The 22,753-nt window shown below is 48.8% G+C and carries 24 protein-coding genes; all 24 read left to right on the forward strand.

The genetic code is table 11. The features are described 5' to 3' along the window. Window positions 1-30 precede the first annotated feature (30 nt). Window positions 31-2,010: an excinuclease ABC subunit UvrB gene (gene uvrB / locus ATL39_RS03780; protein WP_120191938.1), complete on the forward strand. Its 1,980-nt coding sequence runs from the start codon at window positions 31-33 to the stop codon at window positions 2,008-2,010. Window positions 2,011-2,015: 5 nt separating this feature from the next. Further along, complete coding sequence (gene uvrA / locus ATL39_RS03785; RefSeq protein ID WP_120191939.1) at window positions 2,016-4,901, forward strand: excinuclease ABC subunit UvrA; 2,886 nt, start codon at window positions 2,016-2,018, stop codon at window positions 4,899-4,901. Between the two features lie 108 nt (window positions 4,902-5,009). Beyond that, on the forward strand, window positions 5,010-6,179 hold the full coding sequence (locus ATL39_RS03790) for a DUF4097 family beta strand repeat-containing protein (protein ID WP_120191940.1): 1,170 nt from the start codon (window positions 5,010-5,012) through the stop codon (window positions 6,177-6,179). A 22-nt stretch (window positions 6,180-6,201) separates the two neighbouring features. Continuing rightward, window positions 6,202-6,402 (forward strand): PspC domain-containing protein, encoded by a 201-nt coding sequence (locus tag ATL39_RS03795; RefSeq protein ID WP_120191941.1) that lies wholly within the window; start codon window positions 6,202-6,204, stop codon window positions 6,400-6,402. Then, window positions 6,402-6,770, forward strand: coding sequence for a phage holin family protein (locus tag ATL39_RS03800; RefSeq protein ID WP_120191942.1), 369 nt, complete (start codon window positions 6,402-6,404; stop codon window positions 6,768-6,770). The genes ATL39_RS03795 and ATL39_RS03800 overlap by 1 nt, the downstream gene beginning before the upstream one ends. A gap of 141 nt (window positions 6,771-6,911) precedes the next feature. Continuing rightward, window positions 6,912-7,847 carry an HPr(Ser) kinase/phosphatase gene (gene hprK, locus ATL39_RS03805; RefSeq protein WP_120192022.1) on the forward strand — a complete coding sequence of 312 codons (936 nt, stop codon included), beginning with the start codon at window positions 6,912-6,914 and terminating at the stop codon, window positions 7,845-7,847. A 16-nt stretch (window positions 7,848-7,863) separates the two neighbouring features. Continuing rightward, on the forward strand, window positions 7,864-8,742 hold the full coding sequence (lgt, locus tag ATL39_RS03810; RefSeq protein ID WP_120191943.1) for a prolipoprotein diacylglyceryl transferase: 879 nt from the start codon (window positions 7,864-7,866) through the stop codon (window positions 8,740-8,742). An 11-nt stretch (window positions 8,743-8,753) separates the two neighbouring features. Then, entirely contained in the window at window positions 8,754-9,401 is a 648-nt protein-coding gene (gene ppaX / locus ATL39_RS03815; protein WP_120191944.1) for a pyrophosphatase PpaX, read from the forward strand. After that, on the forward strand, window positions 9,401-9,889 hold the full coding sequence (locus ATL39_RS03820; protein ID WP_120191945.1) for an acyltransferase: 489 nt from the start codon (window positions 9,401-9,403) through the stop codon (window positions 9,887-9,889). Before ppaX ends, ATL39_RS03820 begins: the two co-directional genes overlap by 1 nt. 216 nt (window positions 9,890-10,105) lie before the next feature. After that, complete coding sequence (locus ATL39_RS03825) at window positions 10,106-11,293, forward strand: ATP phosphoribosyltransferase regulatory subunit (RefSeq protein WP_120191946.1); 1,188 nt, start codon at window positions 10,106-10,108, stop codon at window positions 11,291-11,293. After that, entirely contained in the window at window positions 11,286-11,918 is a 633-nt protein-coding gene (hisG, locus tag ATL39_RS03830) for an ATP phosphoribosyltransferase (RefSeq protein ID WP_120191947.1), read from the forward strand. The genes ATL39_RS03825 and hisG overlap by 8 nt, the downstream gene beginning before the upstream one ends. 1 nt (window position 11,919) lies before the next feature. Next, window positions 11,920-13,200, forward strand: a complete 1,281-nt coding sequence (hisD, locus tag ATL39_RS03835; RefSeq protein ID WP_120191948.1) for a histidinol dehydrogenase — start codon at window positions 11,920-11,922, stop codon at window positions 13,198-13,200. Further along, window positions 13,197-13,787 carry an imidazoleglycerol-phosphate dehydratase HisB gene (gene hisB, locus ATL39_RS03840; protein WP_120191949.1) on the forward strand — a complete coding sequence of 197 codons (591 nt, stop codon included), beginning with the start codon at window positions 13,197-13,199 and terminating at the stop codon, window positions 13,785-13,787. Before hisD ends, hisB begins: the two co-directional genes overlap by 4 nt. A gap of 49 nt (window positions 13,788-13,836) precedes the next feature. Further along, window positions 13,837-14,481 (forward strand): imidazole glycerol phosphate synthase subunit HisH, encoded by a 645-nt coding sequence (gene hisH, locus ATL39_RS03845; protein ID WP_120191950.1) that lies wholly within the window; start codon window positions 13,837-13,839, stop codon window positions 14,479-14,481. Further along, window positions 14,474-15,211, forward strand: coding sequence for a 1-(5-phosphoribosyl)-5-[(5-phosphoribosylamino)methylideneamino]imidazole-4-carboxamide isomerase (gene hisA / locus ATL39_RS03850; RefSeq protein WP_120191951.1), 738 nt, complete (start codon window positions 14,474-14,476; stop codon window positions 15,209-15,211). The genes hisH and hisA overlap by 8 nt, the downstream gene beginning before the upstream one ends. Continuing rightward, window positions 15,205-15,963 (forward strand): imidazole glycerol phosphate synthase subunit HisF, encoded by a 759-nt coding sequence (gene hisF / locus ATL39_RS03855; RefSeq protein ID WP_120191952.1) that lies wholly within the window; start codon window positions 15,205-15,207, stop codon window positions 15,961-15,963. The genes hisA and hisF overlap by 7 nt, the downstream gene beginning before the upstream one ends. Then, window positions 15,960-16,589, forward strand: coding sequence for a bifunctional phosphoribosyl-AMP cyclohydrolase/phosphoribosyl-ATP diphosphatase HisIE (gene hisIE / locus ATL39_RS03860; RefSeq protein WP_120191953.1), 630 nt, complete (start codon window positions 15,960-15,962; stop codon window positions 16,587-16,589). Before hisF ends, hisIE begins: the two co-directional genes overlap by 4 nt. A 134-nt stretch (window positions 16,590-16,723) precedes the next feature. Then, window positions 16,724-17,761, forward strand: coding sequence for a tetratricopeptide repeat protein (locus tag ATL39_RS03865; RefSeq protein WP_120191954.1), 1,038 nt, complete (start codon window positions 16,724-16,726; stop codon window positions 17,759-17,761). 118 nt (window positions 17,762-17,879) lie between these two features. After that, a complete protein-coding gene (gene trxB, locus ATL39_RS03870) occupies window positions 17,880-18,824 on the forward strand; it encodes a thioredoxin-disulfide reductase (protein WP_120191955.1) in 945 nt (314 codons plus the stop codon). Window positions 18,825-19,062: 238 nt separating this feature from the next. Further along, window positions 19,063-19,551 (forward strand): NUDIX hydrolase, encoded by a 489-nt coding sequence (locus tag ATL39_RS03880; RefSeq protein ID WP_120191957.1) that lies wholly within the window; start codon window positions 19,063-19,065, stop codon window positions 19,549-19,551. Next, complete coding sequence (gene rapZ, locus ATL39_RS03885; protein WP_245960907.1) at window positions 19,526-20,449, forward strand: RNase adapter RapZ; 924 nt, start codon at window positions 19,526-19,528, stop codon at window positions 20,447-20,449. The genes ATL39_RS03880 and rapZ overlap by 26 nt, the downstream gene beginning before the upstream one ends. Further along, on the forward strand, window positions 20,446-21,390 hold the full coding sequence (locus ATL39_RS03890; RefSeq protein ID WP_120191958.1) for a gluconeogenesis factor YvcK family protein: 945 nt from the start codon (window positions 20,446-20,448) through the stop codon (window positions 21,388-21,390). The genes rapZ and ATL39_RS03890 overlap by 4 nt, the downstream gene beginning before the upstream one ends. Window positions 21,391-21,419: 29 nt before the next feature. Beyond that, the gene (gene whiA, locus ATL39_RS03895) at window positions 21,420-22,370 is read left to right on the forward strand and encodes a DNA-binding protein WhiA (RefSeq protein ID WP_120191959.1); all 951 of its coding nucleotides are present in this window, start codon (window positions 21,420-21,422) and stop codon (window positions 22,368-22,370) included. Between the two features lie 39 nt (window positions 22,371-22,409). After that, window positions 22,410-22,664 carry an HPr family phosphocarrier protein gene (locus ATL39_RS03900; protein ID WP_120191960.1) on the forward strand — a complete coding sequence of 85 codons (255 nt, stop codon included), beginning with the start codon at window positions 22,410-22,412 and terminating at the stop codon, window positions 22,662-22,664. Window positions 22,665-22,753: the final 89 nt, after the last annotated feature.

Below are 22,753 nucleotides of genomic sequence, written 5' to 3' on the forward strand. Positions count from 1 at the left end.
GAATTTTAAGAATATGGAGGCGGACACGCCATGAGCGAAGCATTTGAATTAGTATCCAAATACAAGCCGGAAGGCGATCAGCCCAATGCAATAAAAGCGCTGAACGAAGGGCTGCGTGAAGGCAGGAAGTATCAGACCCTGCTCGGCGCTACAGGAACAGGAAAGACGTTTACCGTCTCGAATGTCGTTCAGGAAATAAAAAAGCCGACGCTTGTTATTGCCCACAATAAAACGCTGGCCGGCCAGCTGTACAGTGAATTTAAAGAACTCTTCCCGAACAACGCGGTGGAGTATTTTGTCAGTTATTATGATTACTATCAGCCGGAAGCCTATATTCCGCAGACGGATATGTTTATTGAAAAAGACGCGAGCATCAACGACGAAATTGATAAGCTCCGCCACTCCGCGACAAGCTCGCTGTTTGAGCGTGATGATGTCATTGTTGTAGCCAGCGTGTCCTGCATCTACGGTCTTGGTTCCCCGGAAGATTACCGGGACCTTGTGCTGTCGCTCCGGAAAGATATGGAAATGGAGCGCAATGAACTGCTGCGCCGGCTTGTGGATATACAATATGACCGCAATGACATTAATTTTGTGCGCGGAACGTTCCGCGTGCGCGGCGACGTTGTGGAAATTTTTCCGGCTTCACGCGATGAGCAGTGTATCCGCGTGGAATTTTTCGGAGATGAAATTGACCGCATCACGGAAGTGAATGCCCTGACAGGAGAAATCAACGGCGAACGCAGCCACGTGGCGATTTTTCCGGCGTCCCACTTCGTAACCAGAGAAGAGAAACTGAACAAAGCGATCGTAAATATAGAAAAGGAACTGGAAGATCAGCTTGCCGTTTTCCGCTCCGAGGATAAACTGCTCGAAGCACAGCGCCTCGAACAGCGCACCCGGTATGACATCGAAATGATGCAGGAGATGGGCTTTTGTTCAGGAATCGAGAACTACTCCCGCCATCTGACGTTCCGGAACCCGGGCGATTCCCCCTACACGCTGCTTGATTTCTTTCCGGACGATTTTCTAATCGTGGTCGATGAGTCCCACGTTACCCTTCCTCAGGTACGGGGCATGTACAACGGGGACCGGGCGAGAAAAGAAGTGCTCGTCAATCACGGATTTCGTCTGCCTTCCGCGATGGATAATCGTCCGCTGAAGTTTGATGAATTCCAGGAACGCGTTCATCAGGCACTGTTTATTTCTGCAACGCCGGGAGCGTTCGAAGAAGAACATACGCCGGAAATGATTGAACAGATTATCCGCCCGACCGGCTTAATTGATCCGACGATCGACATCCGTCCGATTGAAGGGCAGATTGATGACCTGATCGGTGAAATTAACGAACGGGCAGCCCGAAACGAGCGCGTGCTCATTACGACCCTGACGAAGAAAATGTCAGAAGACCTGACCGACTATTTAAAAGAAGTAGGAATACGGGTGAAGTATCTTCACTCCGATATTAAGACGCTGGACCGAATAGATATTGTCCGCCAGCTGCGCATGGGCCATTTTGACGCACTTGTCGGAATTAACCTGTTAAGAGAAGGCCTTGATATTCCGGAAGTATCGCTCGTTACGATTCTCGATGCGGACAAGGAAGGATTTCTGCGCGCCGAGCGTTCCTTGATTCAAACGATGGGACGGGCGGCCAGAAACGCCAACGGCCACGTTATTATGTATGCGGACCGGATTACAAAATCGATGGATATCGCTATTTCCGAAACAAACCGGCGCCGCGAAATTCAGCTCGCCTACAACGAAGAGCACGGCATTACGCCGAAAACCATTCAGAAATCCATCCCGGAATTAATTAAGGCGACTATTGTGACCGAAGATGGGGAAGAAGTGGAACAGGTACCTATGCTTTCGAAAATGAACAAAACCGAACGCCGGAAATATGCAGATGAGCTTGAGGCGGAAATGAAGCAGGCAGCAAGAGACCTGCAGTTTGAACGGGCCGCTGAACTTCGTGACCTCGTTCTTGAATTAAAAGCGGAAGGATAGATAGAATGGCACTGGAAAACTTACAAATTAAAGGCGCACGCTCCCACAACTTAAAGAACGTAGATATTACGATACCAAGAGACAAACTGATTGTGTTTACAGGATTATCGGGCTCGGGGAAATCCTCCCTGGCCTTTGATACGATATATGCAGAAGGGCAGAGACGCTATGTTGAATCGCTTTCTGCCTATGCCCGCCAGTTTCTCGGGCAGATGGATAAGCCGGACGTGGACTCTATTGAAGGGCTCTCTCCGGCCATTTCCATTGACCAGAAAACAACGAGCAAAAACCCCCGTTCTACGGTAGGAACGGTTACGGAAATTTATGACTATCTGCGGCTTTTGTTTGCCCGCATCGGCCGGCCGGTCTGCCCGAACCACGGCATTGAAATTGCTTCACAGACCGTCCAGCAGATGGTGGACCGGATGATGGCCTATCCGGAGCGGACGAAAATGCAGATTTTATCGCCGCTTATTTCAGGGCGCAAAGGCGAGCACGTAAAAGTGCTCGAAGACCTGAAAAAAGAAGGCTATGTCCGTGTCCGTGTGGACGGGGAAATGCGCGAAGTAAGCGATGATATTACGCTTGAAAAAAATAAAAAGCACAGCATTGAAGCGGTAATTGACCGGATCGTCATTAAGCCGGATGTAGAAACAAGACTTGCCGACTCACTGGAAACAGCCCTGCGCCTAGGCGACGGCCAGGCAAAAATTGATGTTATCGGGGAAGAAGAGCTGTTATTCAGCCAGCATCATGCCTGCCCGCACTGTGGATTTTCTATTGGTGAGCTGGAGCCGCGCCTGTTTTCCTTTAACAGCCCGTTTGGTGCCTGCCCGTCGTGTGATGGTCTTGGCAGCAAGCTGGAAGTGGACAAAGAACTGGTTATCCCGGATCCGGACCTGACGCTCAAAGAGCATGCTATTGCCGCATGGAAGCCGACGAGCTCCCAGTACTATCCGCAGCTGCTTGAATCCGTATGCCGCCATTTTGATATTAAAATGGATGTACCGGTCAAGAAAATTTCTGAAAAGAAGATGGATATTCTTTTACATGGAAGCACGAAAGAAAAAATGACATTCCGGTATGAAAATGACCGCGGCGGTGTAAGAGAGCGCCGTATTTACTTTGAGGGCGTACTGGAAAATATCAACCGCCGCTATCATGAAACGAGCTCCGATTACATCAGGGAGCAGATGGAACAATATATGACGAGCAAGCCTTGTCCGACCTGCAAAGGCCACCGCCTTCGTAAAGAAAGCCTGTCGGTGAAGATTAATGATCATCACGTCGGCCAGGTAACCGATATGAGCATCAAGAACGCGATGGAGTTTTTCGGAGAGTCTATTCATTTGACGGACAAAGAAAAAGAAATTGCAAACATGATTCTAAGAGAAATCGAAGAACGTCTCGGCTTTTTAAACAATGTCGGCCTCGACTACCTGACGCTAAGCCGGGCAGCCGGTACGCTCTCCGGCGGGGAAGCCCAGCGGATCCGTCTTGCCACCCAGATTGGTTCTTCTCTGATGGGTGTTCTCTATATACTCGATGAGCCGTCGATCGGCCTCCATCAGCGCGATAACGACCGTCTGATTGCCACACTGCAGCGGATGAGGGACCTCGGCAATACGTTAATTGTAGTCGAGCACGATGAAGATACGATGCTTGCCGCCGACCACATTGTCGACATCGGCCCCGGAGCAGGGATGCACGGCGGTTACATTATTTCGGAAGGCACGCCGGAAGAAGTCATGGCCGATAAAGACTCTTTGACCGGCCAGTATTTGTCCGGTGAGCGCTTTATTCCGCTGCCGGCGGAACGCAGAAAACCGCAGGGACGCTGGCTGAAAATCAAAGGTGCTTCCGAAAATAACTTAAAGCGGGTAAATGCGGACTTCCCGCTCGGGCTGTTTACTGCCATCACCGGCGTATCCGGCTCCGGAAAAAGTACGTTGATTAATGATATCCTTTACAAATCCGTAGCACAGAAGCTGTATAAGAGCAAGCATAAGCCGGGCGCGCACAAATCCGTGGAAGGTCTTGACCAGCTGGAAAAGGTTATTGATATAGACCAGTCTCCGATCGGCCGCACCCCACGTTCGAATCCGGCTACGTATACCGGCGTGTTTGATGATATCCGCGACGTGTTTTCGCTGACGAATGAAGCGAAGCTGCGCGGCTATAAAAAAGGACGCTTCAGCTTTAATGTAAAAGGCGGACGCTGTGAAGCCTGCCGCGGTGACGGTATTATAAAAATTGAGATGCACTTTCTTCCCGATGTGTACGTTTCCTGCGAAGAATGCGAAGGCAGACGGTATAACCGGGAAACGCTGGATATTAAATACAAAGGGAAAAACATTGCCGACGTTCTGGAAATGACCGTGGAAGAGGCAGTGGACTTCTTTGAAAACATTCCAAAAATCAAACGCAAAATCCAGACGTTATATGATGTCGGATTAGGGTATATAAAACTAGGACAGCAGGCAACGACGCTTTCCGGCGGGGAAGCCCAGCGTGTGAAGCTTGCTTCCCAGCTTCATAAGCGTTCCACCGGTAAATCGCTCTATATTCTTGACGAGCCGACTACCGGCCTGCACGTAGACGATATTGACCGTCTGCTTAAAGTACTGCAGCGCCTTGTAGATAATGGCGATACGGTACTGGTTATTGAACACAATCTGGATGTAATTAAAACGGTGGATTATATCGTCGATCTCGGCCCGGAAGGCGGAGACAACGGCGGTACCATTGTTGCGAAAGGCACGCCGGAGAAAATAGCGGATGTGGAGGAATCCTACACCGGCTATTATTTGAAGCCGATTCTTGAACGGGAAGAAGAACGGATGAAAACCCGCCGCCTGCAGGCGGACCGGGTGGCAGAAGCTTCTTCCTGAACGCCGTCCCATTAAAATGAAACGTCCCTGCAGGTCTTTCGTAAATACAGAATACAAGAAGCCGCCAGGAGCGGTGAATGAAAAGATACCTGAAAGGAAGGGTACAGCATGGAAGAAGAACGCAGACAAATTTTACGCATGATTGAAGAGGGCAAAATTTCAGCAGAGGAAGGGGTCCGTCTTTTGGAAGCATTATCAGCTGACAAAAGCGGCTCATCCCGTTCAGGCAGAAAAAATGGCTCCACGCGGTCCAGCCAGCGTTCCTCCGGCGGTTTCGGTGCGGATCCATTTAATATCTTCCGCGATGCGGCAGGGCGTGCGTTTCAGCGCAGAGACCGCCAGCCGCCGTTTGACAAAGAGAAAAAAATGTTCCAGGAATGGTCGGATCAGGCAAGTTCATTTGTTGATACTGCTGTAAAAAAAGTAAAAGAAATGGACCTGGATTTCAACTTTGGTCCATATACAGAAGTGAGTCATACCTTTGAGCTGCAGCATCTGAGCGACAAAAATATTGAGTTTGCGCTTGAAAATGGCTCCTTCGAATGGAAAACATGGGACATGCCCGGCATCAAAATCGACTGTCGTGTGAAAGTCTACCGCGAAGAGTCAGAGGATCAGGCGTCCAGCCGTTTTCTAAATGACGCCGAATTCGGCTCGGAGGAAGGCCGTCTGCTGTTCCGGACCAAATCCAAAGCGATGAAAGTGGAAGCCGTAGTCTATGTGCCGTCCAAACGGTATGAGTCTATTAAATGGCACACGTTTAACGGCCATTTAAAAGGGGAATCTATCGATACAGACCGCTTCTCTGCCAAGGCATCAAACGGTTCCCTTTTCTTCCGGGACGTTCAGGCTTCCCGCATGTTCGCGGAAACAGGTAACGGCCCGATTACGCTTCAGGGCGGCAGCGCCGATCTTGCTACGCTGAAAACCTGGAATGGATCCGTTATGTGCCGGGCGGAAGTGAAAGATCTTGAAGTCGAAGTGTTTAATGGTTCTGTTACCGGCATCCTTTCCTATAAAGAAGATGCAAAAGCGGTTATTCAGGCCAAAACAGGCAATATTGACCTGGAGCTGGAACCTTCCGCGCGTACGGACGGCCATCTCGAAACGATGACCGGTACGTACCACAATGATTTAGCCGAAGTAGAAATACTGGAAGAACAAAAAGAATTCGTCCAAAAATCAGTGCGGTTTATGTCACGTCCAACCGCTTCTCCAACTTTGAGGCTGGAAGCGTTGACGAAGACGGGCTCTATTACGGTAAAGCCAAAGATATAAACCACAGACAAGGAGATGTATGATGAAGAAAAAATTGTATCGTTCCGAAACCGATAAGATGCTTGCAGGTATTTGTGGAGGACTGGCGGACTATTTAAACGTTAACACCACGCTTGTGCGTGTTAGTACCGTTATTCTTTCCCTGCTTACGTCAGGTGTTCCGATTATTATTCTTTATATCGTATTGGCATTCGTGCTGCCTAAAGAAGGAAGCGCGAGCTGATGGTAGGCTGCTTAACGCCTTTTCTCATTAATACGCTGACGCTTATGGCGGTGGCGGGTGTCTTTAATGGATTTTACCTGGAAGGTTTTGGTGCGGCCCTTATGGCAGGTATTATCCTGACCGTGGTTAACTTTTTCATCCGCCCGCTTCTCGTCCTGCTGACGCTGCCGTTTACCGTTGTTACGTTTGGGTTGTTTATATTCGTTATTAACGCGCTCATGCTTATGCTTACAGCAGCACTAATGGGAAGCTCTTTTGAAATTTCCGGATTTGGCATGGCTCTGCTTGCATCCGTTATTATTGCCCTGCTGAATATGGTACTTTCTAATTTTATTGCGGATCCTTTAAGCAAAGGAAGCCGCCGCTGATACCTATCGATCCCTGACAGGATGCCGTCTTTCGGCATCCTGTTTTTTATGGGCAGGCAACGTTATCCTTTGCCTGCAAATCATGCTACAATGAAAAAAGTGACAGCGCCCGGATGGGCAAGAACGAGTGGAGGGAAAAGCATGGCGAAGGTGACAGCAAAGGACCTGGTCGAGCATTTTGATTTTGAGGTGCTTGCCGGGCATGAAGGCGTATATCGCGCAATTACAACAAGTGATATTTCCCGGCCGGGAATTGAGATGGCCGGTTATTTTACGTATTACCCTGCCAAACGGCTGCAGCTTTTGGGTAGAACAGAGCTTTCTTTTTACCAGCAGCTCAATGATGAAGAAAAGCAGGAGCGGATGGAAAAGCTGTGTACATATGATACCCCGGGGATTATCATTTCCCGGGACCTGACCGCCCCGGATGAACTGATTAATAACGCAAATAAAGTCGGCGTTCCGCTTATGCGGGCAGACGTGACGACCACGAGGCTGAGCAGTCAGATTACGACATTTCTGGAAACGAAGCTCGCTAAATCAACAGCCATGCACGGCGTCCTGATGGACATTTACGGCATAGGCGTACTTCTTACCGGGGCAAGCGGCGTCGGTAAAAGCGAAACCGCGCTCGACCTGGTGCGCCGCGGCCACCGTCTCGTAGCGGACGACTCTGTGGAAATCCGCCAGGAACAGGGCAACACGCTCGTCGGACGAGCTCCTGATTTGATTCAGCATCTTCTGGAAATCCGCGGACTCGGCATTATTGATGTGATGACGCTGTTCGGCGCCGGTGCCGTCCGTCCATTCAAACGGATTGCGCTGACGATTAACCTGGAGCTTTGGGACGACAAAAAGGCCTACGACCGTCTGGGGATTGAAGAAGTTACCGTGAAAATTATTGATTCTGAAATACCAAGATTAACTATTCCGGTTCGCCCGGGAAGAAACCTTGCGGTTATCGTTGAGGTCGCAGCCATGAACTTCAGGCTGAAACGAATGGGTATTAATACCGCGCAGGAGTTTTCGGACCGCCTGACCGGTGTTATTGAAGAAGGCGACAAAGAAGATTTTTAAGAAGAGGTGACAGGCATTGTTATTTTCAATACAGCCCATCGACCGCACGGCCCTCGAGCTTGGGCCGCTGACGGTTTACTGGTATGGGATTATTATCGGCCTTGGAGCCGTTCTCGGGTATATTATTGCCAATCGGGAAGCTAAAAAAAGAGGCATGCCGGCTGATATTATTGCGGACCTGCTTATTTTCGCAGTGCCGATCGCGATTCTATCCGCCAGGTTATATTACGTGATATTCAGCTGGGACTACTATTCGCAGAATCCCGGCAGTATTTTAGCGATCTGGGAAGGCGGTCTTGCCATCCACGGTGCGTTAATTGGATCTGTGATCACGGCCGTTATTTTTGCCCGTGTCCGGAAGATTTCCTTCTGGAAGCTGGCCGATATTGTGGCACCAAGTATTATACTTGGGCAGGCCATAGGACGCTGGGGGAACTTTATGAACCAGGAGGCCCACGGCGGGCCGGTAACAAGAGAATTTTTGGAAGGGCTGTTTCTTCCGGATTTTATTATCAACCAGATGTTTATTGAAGGCATTTATTATCACCCTACTTTTTTATATGAGTCCTTATGGAACCTGGCCGGCTTTGCCGTTCTGATCTGGCTCCGCCGGTACAATCTCCGCCGCGGCGAGATGTTCCTTTCCTATGTGATCTGGTATTCTGCCGGACGTTTCTTTATAGAAGGAATGCGCACAGACAGCTTAATGATCGGCGATGTACTGCGTACGGCTCAGGTGATTTCTATTGTACTGATAGCTGCTGCCTTTATATTGATGTGGTACCGCCGTTCGAAAATGAACGTAACCGCGCACTATCTCGATGACGATGGCGGCGGACTGGAAACTGAAAAACCGTCCGCGAAAAGCACGCCTAAAAAACAAAAGAAAAACTAAGGAGGCTGCCCATGGCCGTAAATACCATGCTGTTCGATCTGGACGGCACGTTAATTAATACGAATCCGCTGATTATTTCCTCGTTTGAATACACGCTGAACCTCTATTATCCGGGAGTTTACAGTCGTGACGACATTATTGGAATGATCGGCACGCCGCTTCTGGAGAATTTCGAAAATATTGATGCGGAACGCGCACCGGAACTGGTGAAAACGTATCAAACGCATAATATGGAGCATCACGATGCATTAATTGAAGAATATGAAGGGGTAAAAGAAGCGATTCATTCCCTGCATGAAAGAGGATTCAAGCTCGGTATTGTGACGACGAAAAGACGGGAAGCAGCGCTTCGCGGCGCAGAAAAAATGGACCTGCTTCCGTATTTCTCCACGATGGTTGCTATAGAAGACGTAGAGCACGCCAAGCCGCATCCGCAGCCTGTTCAGCTTGCCATGAACATTTTAGGCTCTGTTCCGGAGGAAACGATCATGGTCGGCGACAGCCAGTATGATATTTTATCCGGTCAGAATGCCGGCGTAACAACGGCCGGCGTTTCCTGGACGATCAAGGGAGAAGAATGGCTGCAGACGTTTGAACCGGACCATATGCTTCAGGATATGCGCGAGCTGTTACGGCTTTATGATGGAGTGCATATCTAATGCGACGCACGGACCGTTACCCTGTCACGTCATCGAACGCCCTGTGGCAGGTGTACAAAACGGTGTCGTTCTGGAAAGTAATGAAAAATTTTATTGTTATTCAGCTGGCGCGGTATACCCCGTTTCTTTCGATGAAAAATTGGCTGTACCGGACGTTTCTCGGTATGAGAGTCGGGGAACAGACCGCATTCGCCCTGATGGTGATGGTCGATGTCATGTTTCCGGAAAAAATCACGATCGGTAAAAATTCCATTATCGGCTACAATACGACGATACTCACTCATGAATATTTAATTGATGAGTACCGGCTGGGTGAAGTGATCATCGGCAGCAATGTGATGATCGGAGCAAACACCACGGTGCTTCCGGGCGTGACGATCGGGGACGGCGCCGTGATTTCAGCGGCAACCCTCGTCTATAAAGACGTGCCGGCCGGCGCTTTTGTCGGAGGCAATCCGATGGTGGAGATAAAAAAACCGCAAAGCTGAAAGCCTGCCAGTTCCCTTTTCTTATAAACGATCCACGCCGGCTGTTTTTGACAGACTGAAGCTTCTTTTGCCAAAAAAGAAGCTTTTTTCTTTCCGGGTGGTTTTCTATTGACCCCTCCCTGAATTGTGTGTAAACTACAAAATATATTCTTTACCTTAGTAGTACATTAGCGAACTAAAGCAAATAGATGAGCAATTAAAGGAGAGTTACCATAAATGAGCCAGCCTTTTATGTTTGAAAAGCCCGTAGGAATGAGAGACAGGCTGCCTGGATATTTTCAGGCAAAAGACGCGATTCGGCGTTCGACCGCAGGGGAAATGGAAAAATGGGGATACTTAACCATCGAAACGCCCACTTTGGAGTACTACGAAACAGTCGGCAGTGCTTCGGCTATCCTCGACCAGCAGCTGTTTAAGCTCCTGGATCAGCAGGGAGATACGCTCGTCCTGCGTCCGGATATGACAGCGCCTATTGCAAGAGTGGCGGCTTCAAGCCTTCAGGATCAGGCATTTCCACTCCGCCTTTCCTACCACACCAATTTATTCCGGGCCCAGCAGAGAGAAGGCGGACGTCCGGCGGAATTTGAACAGGTGGGAGTCGAGCTGATCGGTGACGGCACAACGAGTGCCGACGGAGAAGTAATTGCCCTGATGGCAGCGGCCCTTGAAGGAACGGGACTGAAGGATTTCCGCATTGCAGCGGGACATATCGGATTTGTGAATGCACTGCTTGTGGATGTACTTGGAAACGATGAACGGGCAGATGAACTGCGCCGCTTTTTATATGAGAAAAATTATGTAGGCTACCGGTATCATGTAAAGCAGCTTCCTTTATCTACTATAGATAAAAACAGGCTGCTCGGCCTGCTTAAGCTCCGCGGGGGCGAATCGGTGCTCGAAGAGGCATCCGCTTTAAGCAGCCATCCGCAGGCGAAGAAGGCAGTAGAAGACCTTAAACAGCTGTTTGACGTCCTGCGTGCCTATGGCGTGAGCGAGCTGGTTACGCTTGATCTTAACCTCGTCATGCATATGAGCTACTATACGGGCATTGTATTTGAAGGGTATGGAAACAATCTCGGCGTGCCTTTGTCCAGCGGCGGACGCTACGATGAACTGCTCCAGAAGTTCGACCGGCCGGCACAGGCGACAGGGTTTGGCATCCGTCTTGATCTTCTCGCAGAAGCGCTGCAGCCTTCCGAGGAATTTCCGGAGCCGTCCTGTATTGTGTTCAGCAAAGAGCGCCGTGCGGAAGCGATCGCAGAAGCGGTGAAGCGCAGAAAAAACGGAGAGCGCGTTGTGCTTCAGGATCTTCAGGGCGTTGAGAGCATGGACCAGCTGAGCGAAGCCTACACCGACCTTTACTATTACATTGGAAAAAAGAAAGAGGCCGATACGCATGAGTGATTTTTTAACGATAGCAATGCCGAAAGGGCGTATCTTTGAAGAAGCAGCAGATCTGTTAAGGGAAGCAGGTTTTCCCCTGCCGCCCGAGTTTGACGACTCACGCAAATTAATTGTCGATGCACCGGAAGCAAATATGCGCTTTATCCTGGCAAAGCCGATGGATGTTCCCACCTATGTAGAGCACGGCGTGGCGGATCTTGGCGTGGCCGGCAAAGACACGATGATTGAGGAAGAGCGCGACGTGTACGAAGTGCTGGATCTTCATATCAGTGCCTGCTACATGGCCGTGGCGTCCCTTCCCGGCTATCAGAAAACGGATATTAATCCGAAAGTCGCCTCCAAGTACCCTCACCTGGCAGCCCAGTATTTTAAAGAGCAGGGTGAACAGGTGGAAATTATTAAACTCAACGGATCGATCGAGCTTGCGCCTATGGTAGGACTGGCCGATCGGATCGTTGATATTGTCTCCACCGGCCAGACGCTGAAGGAAAACGGCCTTGTGGAACTGGAGACTATTGTGCCGATTACATCAAGACTGATCGTTAATCCGGTCAGCTATAGAATCAAGGACAAACAAATTGATGAAGTAGTGGAACGGCTCGCGAAAGTGGTAGAGGAGGAGTAACATGGAGATTAAAGAAATATCCGGAAAGCCTCAGTTAAAAAGAGATGTAGAAACCGGTAATGAAAAACAGCGGGAAGCAGTTGACGCGATTATTACGCGTGTCCGCGAAGAAGGGGACAGCGCGCTCCGGGAACTGACGGAGATCTTTGATAATGTAGAAATTGATGAGCTTTTTGTTACAAAAGAAGAAATGGAAGAGGCGTACGAAGCGTTTGATCCGGATCATCTGGCATCGCTCCGCCGCGCTATCGTGAATATCCGCGACTTTCATCAGCGCCAGGTGCAGCAGTCCTGGTTTGTGACAAAAGACGACGGCACCGTTCTCGGCCAGAAAGTAACGCCGTTCGACTCAGCCGGCGTATACGTACCAGGCGGCAAGGCCGCGTATCCGTCCACCGTGATGATGAACGTTATTCCGGCCCAGACGGCAGGGGTGCAGCGCATTGTCATGGCGACACCGCCTAATGAAGAAGGCATGATTTCCCCAACGGTACTCGTCGTGGCAGCGGAACTGGGAATAGACACGATTCTGAAAGCAGGAGGCGCCCAGGCTATAGCGGCACTCGCCTTTGGAACGGAAAGCGTGGAAGCAGTCGATAAAATTGTCGGTCCCGGCAATGTATTCGTAGCGCTTGCCAAGCGGGCCGTTTACGGATGGGTCGATATTGATATGATTGCAGGACCGAGCGAAATTGTCGTGCTGGCTGATGAAACGGCAAGAGCTGAGCTCGTCGCAGCAGACATGCTCTCCCAGGCGGAGCATGACCAGATGGCGTCCTCCGTCCTTGTAACGACATCACGGGAACTTGCTGAACAAACAAAAGAGGAAATAGAAGCGCAGCTGGTCGATCTTCCTAAAAAAGACATCGCCGAGGCGTCAATTAAAGATCACGGCGTTATATATATCGCGGATTCGATGGAAGAAGCCGTCGAGGCGGTTAACGAAATCGCACCGGAACACCTGGAAATTATCACTGCCTACCCATATGAAATAATGGGAAGAATCCGCCATGCCGGCGCTATTTTTCTCGGGCCCTACAGCCCTGAGCCGCTCGGTGACTACTTCGCAGGGCCGAACCACGTCCTGCCGACAAACGGAACGGCACGCTTTTCCAGTCCGCTCAGCGTAGATGATTTTGTGAAAAAATCAAGCGTTATTTCCTACAGCGAACAGGCCTTTTTCAGGGATGCCGATGACGTGGCAGCCATTGCACGCATGGAAGGGCTCGAAGCACACGCCCGGGCGGTTGATGCACGTAAAAAGGGGGAGAAAGTCGAATGACAGAACGAAAAGCGTCTATTACAAGAAAAACAAATGAAACAAATATTACACTCGATTTCCAGGTGGACGGGACGGGAACGAGCCGGATTGAAACCGGCGTCCCTTTCATGACGCATATGCTTGATCTGTTTACCAAGCACGGCCAGTTTGACCTGACCGTGGATGCAAAAGGCGACACCGACGTAGATGACCACCACACGACGGAAGATATCGGCATCTGTCTTGGCCATGTCCTCAAAGAGGCACTCGGCGATAAAAAAGGGATCCGCCGCTATGGCAATGCCTTTGTTCCAATGGATGAAGCCATGGCGCAGGTGGTTGTTGATTTGAGCAACCGTCCGCATCTGGAATTCCGCGGTGAATTTCCAGCACAGAAAGTCGGCACCTTTGACGTAGAGCTCGTTCATGAATTTCTCTGGAAGCTTGCTCTGGAATCAAGAATGAACCTGCACGTCATTGTGCATTACGGGTTTAACACCCATCATATGATAGAAGCTATTTTCAAGGCGCTGGCACGTGCTTTGGATGAAGCCACCCAGTTGGACGAACGCGTCAAGGGAGTGCCTTCTACAAAAGGCATGCTGTAATAAATAATACAGATTCGGACTGTTAGAAATAGACAAGGAGTGGACGTGCATGATTGGTATTATCGATTATGGAATGGGTAATCTTCACAGCGTCAGCAAGGCGCTCGAACGCCTGGACCAGCCCTATTTTATTTCCGAAGATCCGGAAGAACTGAACAAAGCAGAAGGCTTGATCCTTCCGGGGGTCGGCTCATTTAAAGACGCGATGACGCTGCTCAAAGAGAAAAATCAGGAAGATTTTATTAAAAAGTGGGCGGCGGACGGCAACCCGCTTCTCGGCATCTGCCTTGGCATGCAGCTGTTGTTTGACGGCAGCGAAGAAAACGGCGATACAGACGGCCTTGCCTTTTTACCCGGGTATGCACGCCATTTTTCCAAGCGTAAAGATATGGATCCGGCCTTAAAGATTCCTCATATGGGATGGAATAAGCTCGAATACCGCCTGCCGGATCATGACGTGCTCCGTGACGTGGAAGAAGGGCACGTGTATTTCGTGCATTCCTACGTTATTGAAACAAAAGACGAAGACGTATTGATCGCCGTATGTGATTATGCCGGAGACGTACCTGCTATCGTAGGGCGCGGCCGTATTATCGGTACGCAGTTTCACCCGGAAAAGAGCAGTACGGTCGGCATGGGTATTCTTAAAAACTTCGTCACCGATGTAGCAAAGGGGCGGAACACCTATGAGTGATTTTATTCTGTATCCGGCCATCGATATGAGAGACGGCAAATGCGTCCGTCTCGTGCAGGGCGACTACGATCAGGAAACAATTTACGGCGACTCGCCGGCCGATATGGCCCGCACATTTGAGCAGGCCGGTGCTTTTTGGCTGCATATGGTCGATCTTGACGGCGCCAAAGCCAAAAAGCGGATTAATCATGAACATGTGCTCGAAGCAGCAAAGCTGAACATGCGCGTGCAGATCGGCGGCGGCATCCGCACGAAAGAAGATGTAGCCTACTACCTGGACCGCGGCGTGGACCGGGTCATTCTTGGAAGCGTGGCGATCAGCCATCCGGATTTCGCAAAAGAAATGCTTGCCGAGTATGGGGAGAAAATCGCTATCGGACTCGATGCAAGAGATGGCTATGTTGCCGTGAACGGCTGGCTGGAAACGTCTGAAATGACGGCGGTTAACGTTGGAAAAGAAATGGCCGCACACGGAGCGAAGACATTTATTTTTACGGATATTGCCAAAGACGGCATGCTCTCCGGCCCGAATGTGGACGCTATTGCTGAGCTTGCGCGTGAAACCGGGCAGGAAGTGATTGCGTCCGGCGGCGTAAGCAGCATTGATGATCTGCAGAAGCTCGCTTCCTATAAAGGGCAAGGTATCAGCGGTGCTATTATAGGCAAAGCGGTTTATACAGGCCGGTTTACGATGGAAGAGGCTTTAAGAAAGGTGGATGGCGCATGCTGACGAAACGCATTATTCCTTGTCTGGATGTAAAAGAGGGAAGAGTTGTAAAAGGCATTCAATTTGTAGACCTCCGCGATGCCGGTGATCCGGTGGAACTGGCGGAAATTTATGATGCCCAGGGAGCGGACGAGCTGGTTTTTCTCGATATTTCCGCTTCTCATGAAGGCCGCAAAACGATGGTCGAAGTGGTCGAAGAAGTGGCAGGAACGCTTGCTATTCCATTCACCGTCGGCGGAGGCATTCACTCCCTCGAGGACATGCGCGCAATTCTGCGGGCCGGAGCGGATAAAGTCTCGGTTAATACCGCCGCAGTAGACCGCCCGGAGCTGATTAACGAAGGCGCGGATCATTTTGGCTCACAGTGCATTGTGCTTGCTGTTGATGCCAAATATGAAGAAGCGCTCGGCTCCTGGCGTGTATACACCCACGGCGGCAGAACGCCGACAGACTGGGAAATTCAGGACTGGGTGAAAGAAGCCGTCCGTCGCGGCGCCGGGGAAATTCTGTTAACAAGCATGGATCAGGACGGGGCGAAAACCGGTTTTGACATTAAACTGCTTCAGGCAGTCAATGAAGTTGTAAACGTGCCGGTTATTGCTTCCGGAGGCGCCGGTTCCAGGGAACACTTCATTGGAGCCTTCGAAGAGGGAAATGCGGATGCCGCGCTTGCCGCTTCGATCTTCCATTATAAAGAAACATCTATTGAAGAAGTAAAAACCTACTTACGAGAGAAAGGGGTCCGGGTACGATGAACAGCAATAACCTGACCTTTGATGAAAAAGGCTATATACCAGCGATCGTTCAGGATGCCGTAAGCAAAGAAGTTCTGACGCTCGCCTACATGAATGAAGAATCCCTGCAGAAAACGATTGAAACGAAAGAAACCTGGTTTTTCAGCCGTTCCCGCCAGGAGCTGTGGCATAAGGGAGAAACATCGGGTAATATTCAGAAAGTCGAAGACATCCGTTACGACTGCGACGCGGATTCGCTTGTCGTTCTCGTTCATCCGGCAGGCCCCGCCTGCCATACCGGATCCTACAGCTGTTTTACGTCCTCTCTTCTCGGAGAAGAAGTACCGGAGAAGCAGCCGGACCGGTTTGCGATTATCAATGAGCTCGAGCAGATTATTGCCCAGCGTGAAGCAGAAATGCCGGAAGGCGCCTACACGACGTATTTGTTTACAGAAGGCGTGGATAAAATTTTGAAGAAAGTCGGAGAAGAAGCAAGTGAAGTAATCATTGCTTCCAAAAACCGCGATCCGGAGGAGCTGAAGTGGGAAACCGCCGATCTTCTTTATCACCTGCTTGTGCTTTTAAGAGAGCAGAAGCTGCCGCTTGACGATGTTCTGGACGTATTGGGACAGCGTCATAAAAAATAAGGATAAACACCCGCTGCCGAAAAGCAGCGGGCTTTTTTATGCACGTTTCCCGATATCAGTACTTTTCTTATCGTTTGAATAAATGATATACTACTCTTATTGCAATCGGGACCCCAACTGGAGGGAGAGAGTGAATGAAATCATCAACGGAAAAAACCGGCAGAGTACTGCCGTTTCTGCAGAACGAAGAACACTATTTTAAACGCGGCATCCACGCTTTCCAAAAAAGAGAGCTGGATCGTGCGGTCAAATATTTGAAAAAAGCAATCGATATGGATCCAACCCAGGGGGTATTTCAGTGCCAGCTTGCTGTCGTATATTCTGATACCGGCGAGTATGAAGAGTCCAACCGCCTGCTCTGGCATGTGCTCGAAGATCTGGACAGCAGCCTGAGTGAATGCTATTTCTTTTTAGCAAATAACTATGTATACCTCGGTCTATTCGATAAAGCCAAAGAGATGGCCGAGTCGTATCTTACGATGCAGCCGGAGGGGGACTTTTCCAAAGATGCCCGGGACCTGCTGGATCTGCTGCTTGAAGATGAGGAAGAAGAAAACAATCAGCAGGAAGAAGAGCTGATTATGAAATACGAAAAGTCCGAGCGCTTAATGAAAACAAAGCAGTTTGCGGAAGCAGACCAGATACTCGAAGAAATTATTGCAGATTATCCGGATTACCTGCCGGCAAAATGCCAGCTTGCCCGGCTTCTTCATGAGCAGGACCGGTCCGAAGAGGCACTGGCCCTTGTGAAAGATATTGCCCGGGAGCATATGTACCTTCCGGCGCTGTGCCAGCTTGCCGTGCTGTATGCAGAAATGGGAAGGGATACAGAAGCGCAGGAGACGGCGGAAATGCTGAAAAATATTATCCCGCTGGATAAATCGCACTTATTTTACGCGGCTTCCACCCTGTGCCGCCTCGGCTTTTATGAAGAATCCCGCCTTTTGTTTGAACGCTATGTTAAACGGCACGCGCCGACCCAGGAAGGCTTTCATTTATTTTTCGGGGCTTCGGCATATCAGTCCGGGCGCACTATCCAGGCTGAACAGCAGTGGAAGCAGAGCATGAACAAAGACAACCATACGGCAGGCGAACTGCTGAAGCACTGGAAAGAAGACGGCTTGTCCACGGAAGCTGTTCAGTCTGCGGTCAAAGAGCATTACAAGCTGTAAGCAGATTAGTGGACGAAGAGTACAAAATCTCATACGATATAACAGAACGAAACAACTCGAAAAAAACAATGAGTTTACTATATGAAAAACAGGAAACGATTAAAAGGAGGACTTACGCGTGAGTGAAGAAAGAATTTATGATGTAATTATTGCCGGGGCAGGCCCGGCGGGAATGACAGCAGCAGTGTATACTTCTCGTGCAGAGCTTGACACACTTATGCTCGAACGCGGGATCCCCGGCGGACAGATGGCTAATACGGAAGATGTTGAAAATTATCCCGGGTTTGAGCATATTCTTGGGCCCGACCTGTCCAACAAAATGTTTGAGCATGCTAAGAAGTTCGGCGCAGAATATGCGTACGGTGATGTAAAAGAAATTATCGAAGGAAAAGAATACAAAACAGTCATTGCCGGCAACAAAGAATATAAGGCAAGAGCGGTTATTGTAACAACGGGCGCGGAGTATAAAAATCTCGGCGTTCCCGGTGAAAAGGAACTCGGCGGACGCGGTGTCTCCTACTGTGCTGTCTGCGACGGAGCCTTTTTCCGTAAAAAAGAAATTGTCGTTGTCGGCGGCGGAGATTCGGCCGTAGAAGAAGCGGTTTATCTTACCCGCTTTGCTGATAAAGTAACGGTTATTCACCGCCGTGATGAGCTGCGTGCCCAGAAAATTCTGCAGCAGCGTGCATTTGTTAACGACAAGATTGACTTTAAGTGGAGTCATGTTGTAAAGGAAATTAATGGAGAAAACAACAAAGTATCCAGCGTCACGCTGACGGACCTGAAATCAGGCGAAGATTATGACTTCCCAACAGAAGGTGTCTTCGTGTATGTCGGCATGCTGCCGCTTAACAATGCCGTGAAAAATCTTGGCATTACGAATGAAGAGGGCTACATTGTGACGAATGAGGAAATGGAAACAAAGATTCCCGGCATTTTTGCAGCCGGAGATCTTCGTGAAAAAACTCTCCGCCAGATTGTTACTGCTACTGGAGACGGCTCCCTTGCCGCGCAGACGGCCCAGAAATATGTAGAAGAACTCAAAAACGCCGTACAGGCATAAGGCAGCAGAAAGATACTGTAAATGTATCTTAACCCTGCTGTAATCTATACGAAACGAAAAGGGGGTATGAGTATACTATTACCACCCCCCCTTTTTCATGCGCAGGCTGCGGAGCCTGCGCTTTTTTTTATAAAAAAGGACGGAAGGGAAGCCGCTGTAACTTTAGGAATGGTTATTTCTATTTGTGGGAAAAGAAAAGGAATAGTATACTTAAAACAGGCAATGTGAGGTGATGAGCATGCAGAGGATAACAAATTGCGTTATTCACAACAATGGAAAAATACTTATGCTTCAAAAACCCAGCCGTTTATGGTGGGTCGCTCCCGGCGGCAAAATGGAGCCGGAAGAATCCATCCAGGATTCTGCTGTAAGGGAAACAAAAGAAGAAACAAATATATTAGTGAAAAACCCAAACATAAGAGGGATTTATACAATGGTGATTAAAGACCAGGGGGAGACTATCTCGGAATGGATGCTCTTTTCTTTTGAAGCTTTTAAATGGGAAGGAACAGCCTGGGAATATTCACCGGAAGGACTGCTTGAATGGATTGATAAAGACAGCGTCAGCAGTCTTGATATGAATCCCGGCGATTATCATATTTTACAGCATACGCTCTTTGGAAAAGGAGTGATGTATGGAACATTCTACTTCACGCCGGAAAACGAACTGATTTCGTATGAACTAAGTGGAGGAGAGCTGAATGAATCTGGAAATGAGAGAGGATGAAGAAGCCGTGGGAAACCGTGAGAACGATTTAGACGTAGTGATTATTACGGGAATGTCAGGTGCGGGGAAGACGGTAGCTGTCCAAAGCTTTGAAGATTTAGGCTATTACTGCGTTGATAATCTTCCTCCTGCTATTATTCCAACCTTTATTGAGCTGGTGGAATCCTCAGAAGGAAAAGTGAAGAAAATAGCGCTGGTTATTGACCTGCGCGGACGCGAATTTTTTGAGCATTTGTTTGAAACGGTGGATCATTTATCCTCCAAGCAGAATTTAAATCTTCATATTCTCTATTTGGATGCAAAAGACAATGTGCTCGTCCAGCGCTATAAAGAAACGAGACGTTCTCACCCCCTTGCCGCGGAAGAAGCTCCGCTTGAAGGCATACAGCAGGAGCGCAATATGCTTGCAGAGCTGAAAGGCCGTGCGGCTCAGGTTATTGACACCAGTGACATGAAGCCTAAACAGCTGCGGGAACGAATTATTCAATATATTTCCGGCACAGCTAAAGACGTCTTTTCTGTAAATATGATGTCTTTTGGGTTTAAATATGGACTTCCGATAGACGCAGATCTCGTTTTTGATGTAAGATTTCTGCCAAATCCGCATTATGTAGAATTGCTGCAGCCTAAAACAGGCCTGCAGGAAGAAGTCTCATCTTATGTCCTTAAGTGGTCAGAGACACAGGAATTTTTAACAAAGCTGATAAATCTTCTTGAATACATGCTGCCTCAGTACAAAAAAGAAGGAAAGAGCCAGCTGATCATTGCCATTGGATGCACCGGCGGAAAACACCGGTCCGTAACGCTGGCTGAATATCTGGCTGAGCACTTTGCCTCCTCTTATTCCATGTCCACTACGCACCGGGATATAGAAAAAGCAAAAGGCATTCTTGTATGAAACGGTCCAATATAGTCGTTCTAGGCGGAGGGACGGGTCTGTCTGTATTACTGAGGGGCCTGAAAACCTTTCCGGTCGACATCACAGCAATCGTAACTGTTGCAGACGATGGAGGAAGTTCCGGGCGCCTCCGAAAGGAAATGAATATACCGCCGCCCGGTGATGTACGAAACGTGCTGGTTGCGCTGGCAGAGGTCGAGCCTATGATCGAGCAGCTGTTCCAGCACCGGTTTACTACCGGCGAAGGGCTGGTCGGCCATTCGCTCGGCAATCTGCTTCTTGCAGGCATGACATCAATAACAGGAGACTTTGCCAAAGGCATCAGTGAGCTCAGTACTGTCCTGAATGTACGCGGGAAAGTACTGCCTTCTTCGAATCAAAGCGTAGTGCTTCATGCAAAAATGATGGATGGCACGACGGTGGAGGGAGAATCACTCATTCCTCAGGCAGAAAAACAGATCCGGCATGTGTTTTTACGTCCGGAGGGAGTTAAAGCGCTTCCAGAGAGTTTAAAAGCAATTGAGGAAGCCGATTTGATTGTGCTGGGGCCGGGAAGCCTTTACACTAGTATACTGCCGAACCTTTTAGTGCCTGGTATTATTGAAGCTATTCAGGAATCCAAAGCACGGAAAGTATACATTTGCAACGTGATGACGCAAAAAGGGGAAACAGATAATTTTTCCGCTTCCGATCACGTGCAGGCTATTTTTAATCATACTCATGAGCAGTTTATCGAAACAGTACTGGTAAACAATGGAATAATTCCAGACGAGCTCATTAAAAAATATCAACAAGAGGACGCCCATCCGGTTCCATTTGATGAAGATAATATGAGAGCCTTCGGCTGCCGTGTCGTGCAGGACGAATTCATTCGATACGATGGAATGATGCTGCGCCACAATGCAGTCAAAGTCGCTCAGTCCCTTCTTATGGAGCTGTAGGCGAAGTAGAAAGAGGCGGTGAAGAGCCTATGTCGTCATTTGCAGCGATGACTAAAAAAGAATTAACACAGCTTGAATTAAAAGATTGCTGTGTGAAGGCGGAACTTGCTGCGCTTATTCGAATGAATGGAACTATGAAATTTGGAAGCGGCCTGTTAACGCTTGACGTCTCTACAGAAAATGCAGCGATTGCCAGGCGGATTTATACTTTAATCAAAAAAGGCTTCAGTGAAATGCAGCTGGAAGTCCTTGTCCGGAAAAAAATGCGCTTAAAGAAAAACAACGTTTATATTGTACGTATTAAAGAAAATACCCAGAAATTTTTGTCCGATCTTCATATAATGGAAGAAAATTACCGGTTTGTCCGCTCTATTTCCCCGGATATGATAAAAAAATCCTGCTGTAAACGGGCGTATCTGCGCGGGGCTTTTCTAGCCGGGGGATCGATCAATCATCCGGATACCTCGTCGTATCATCTGGAAATTTTCTCGAACTACGAAGAGCATAATTATTCCCTCCGCCAGCTTTTTAAGGAATTTCATATTCCTTCCAAAAGCCTGGAACGGAAAAAAGGCTATATTTTATACGTGAAGGAAAGTGAGAAAATCACTGAATTTCTCAGCGTGATCGGGGCCCATCAAGCCCTGCTGTATTTCGAGGATGTCCGGATTATGAAGGATATGCGCAACTCCGTGAACCGTCTCGTTAACTGTGAAACAGCGAACCTCAATAAAACAGTAGGGGCAGCCTTACGCCAGGTGGAGAATATCCGCTTGATCCAAAGGGAAATCGGCCTCGAAAATCTTCCCCATAAAATCAGGGAAATTGCTGAATTGAGGGTGGAGCATCAGGATATTACGCTGAAAGAACTGGGAGAAATGGCCTCAGGCGGGCCAGTGAGTAAGTCAGGCGTAAATCATAGGCTTCGAAAAATAGATGAATTAGCTGAAAAAATCCGAAACGGGGAAACGGTTTCATAGTATAATAAAAAGCATAACTGGCAGCTGGAGGAGGTAGACATGGTAGAAGAAAACGTTGAAGTTCAGTTAAAAACAGGTCTTCAGGCAAGGCCGGCCGCTTTATTTGTACAGGAAGCCAACAGGTTTCATTCGGATATTTCCATTGAAAAGGATGGAAAGGTTGTAAACGCGAAAAGTATTATGGGTATTATGAGCCTTGCTGTCCGAAACGGTGCCTCCATCAAAATAATGATCAACGGCAATGACGAAGCAGACGCAATGAAAGCACTTGTGGATTATGTAAAAAAAGAGTAAAAACCTCTCTCCTAAGCAGGAGAGAGGTTTTTCAGTCTGTTGAAAAAGACAAAAAATAGATATCTTTATACAAAAGTCTTTCTCCGAGG

Origin of the sequence: Sinobaca qinghaiensis (assembly GCF_003610495.1) — a bacterium.
GTDB classification, from domain to species: domain Bacteria; phylum Bacillota; class Bacilli; order Bacillales; family Marinococcaceae; genus Sinobaca; species Sinobaca qinghaiensis.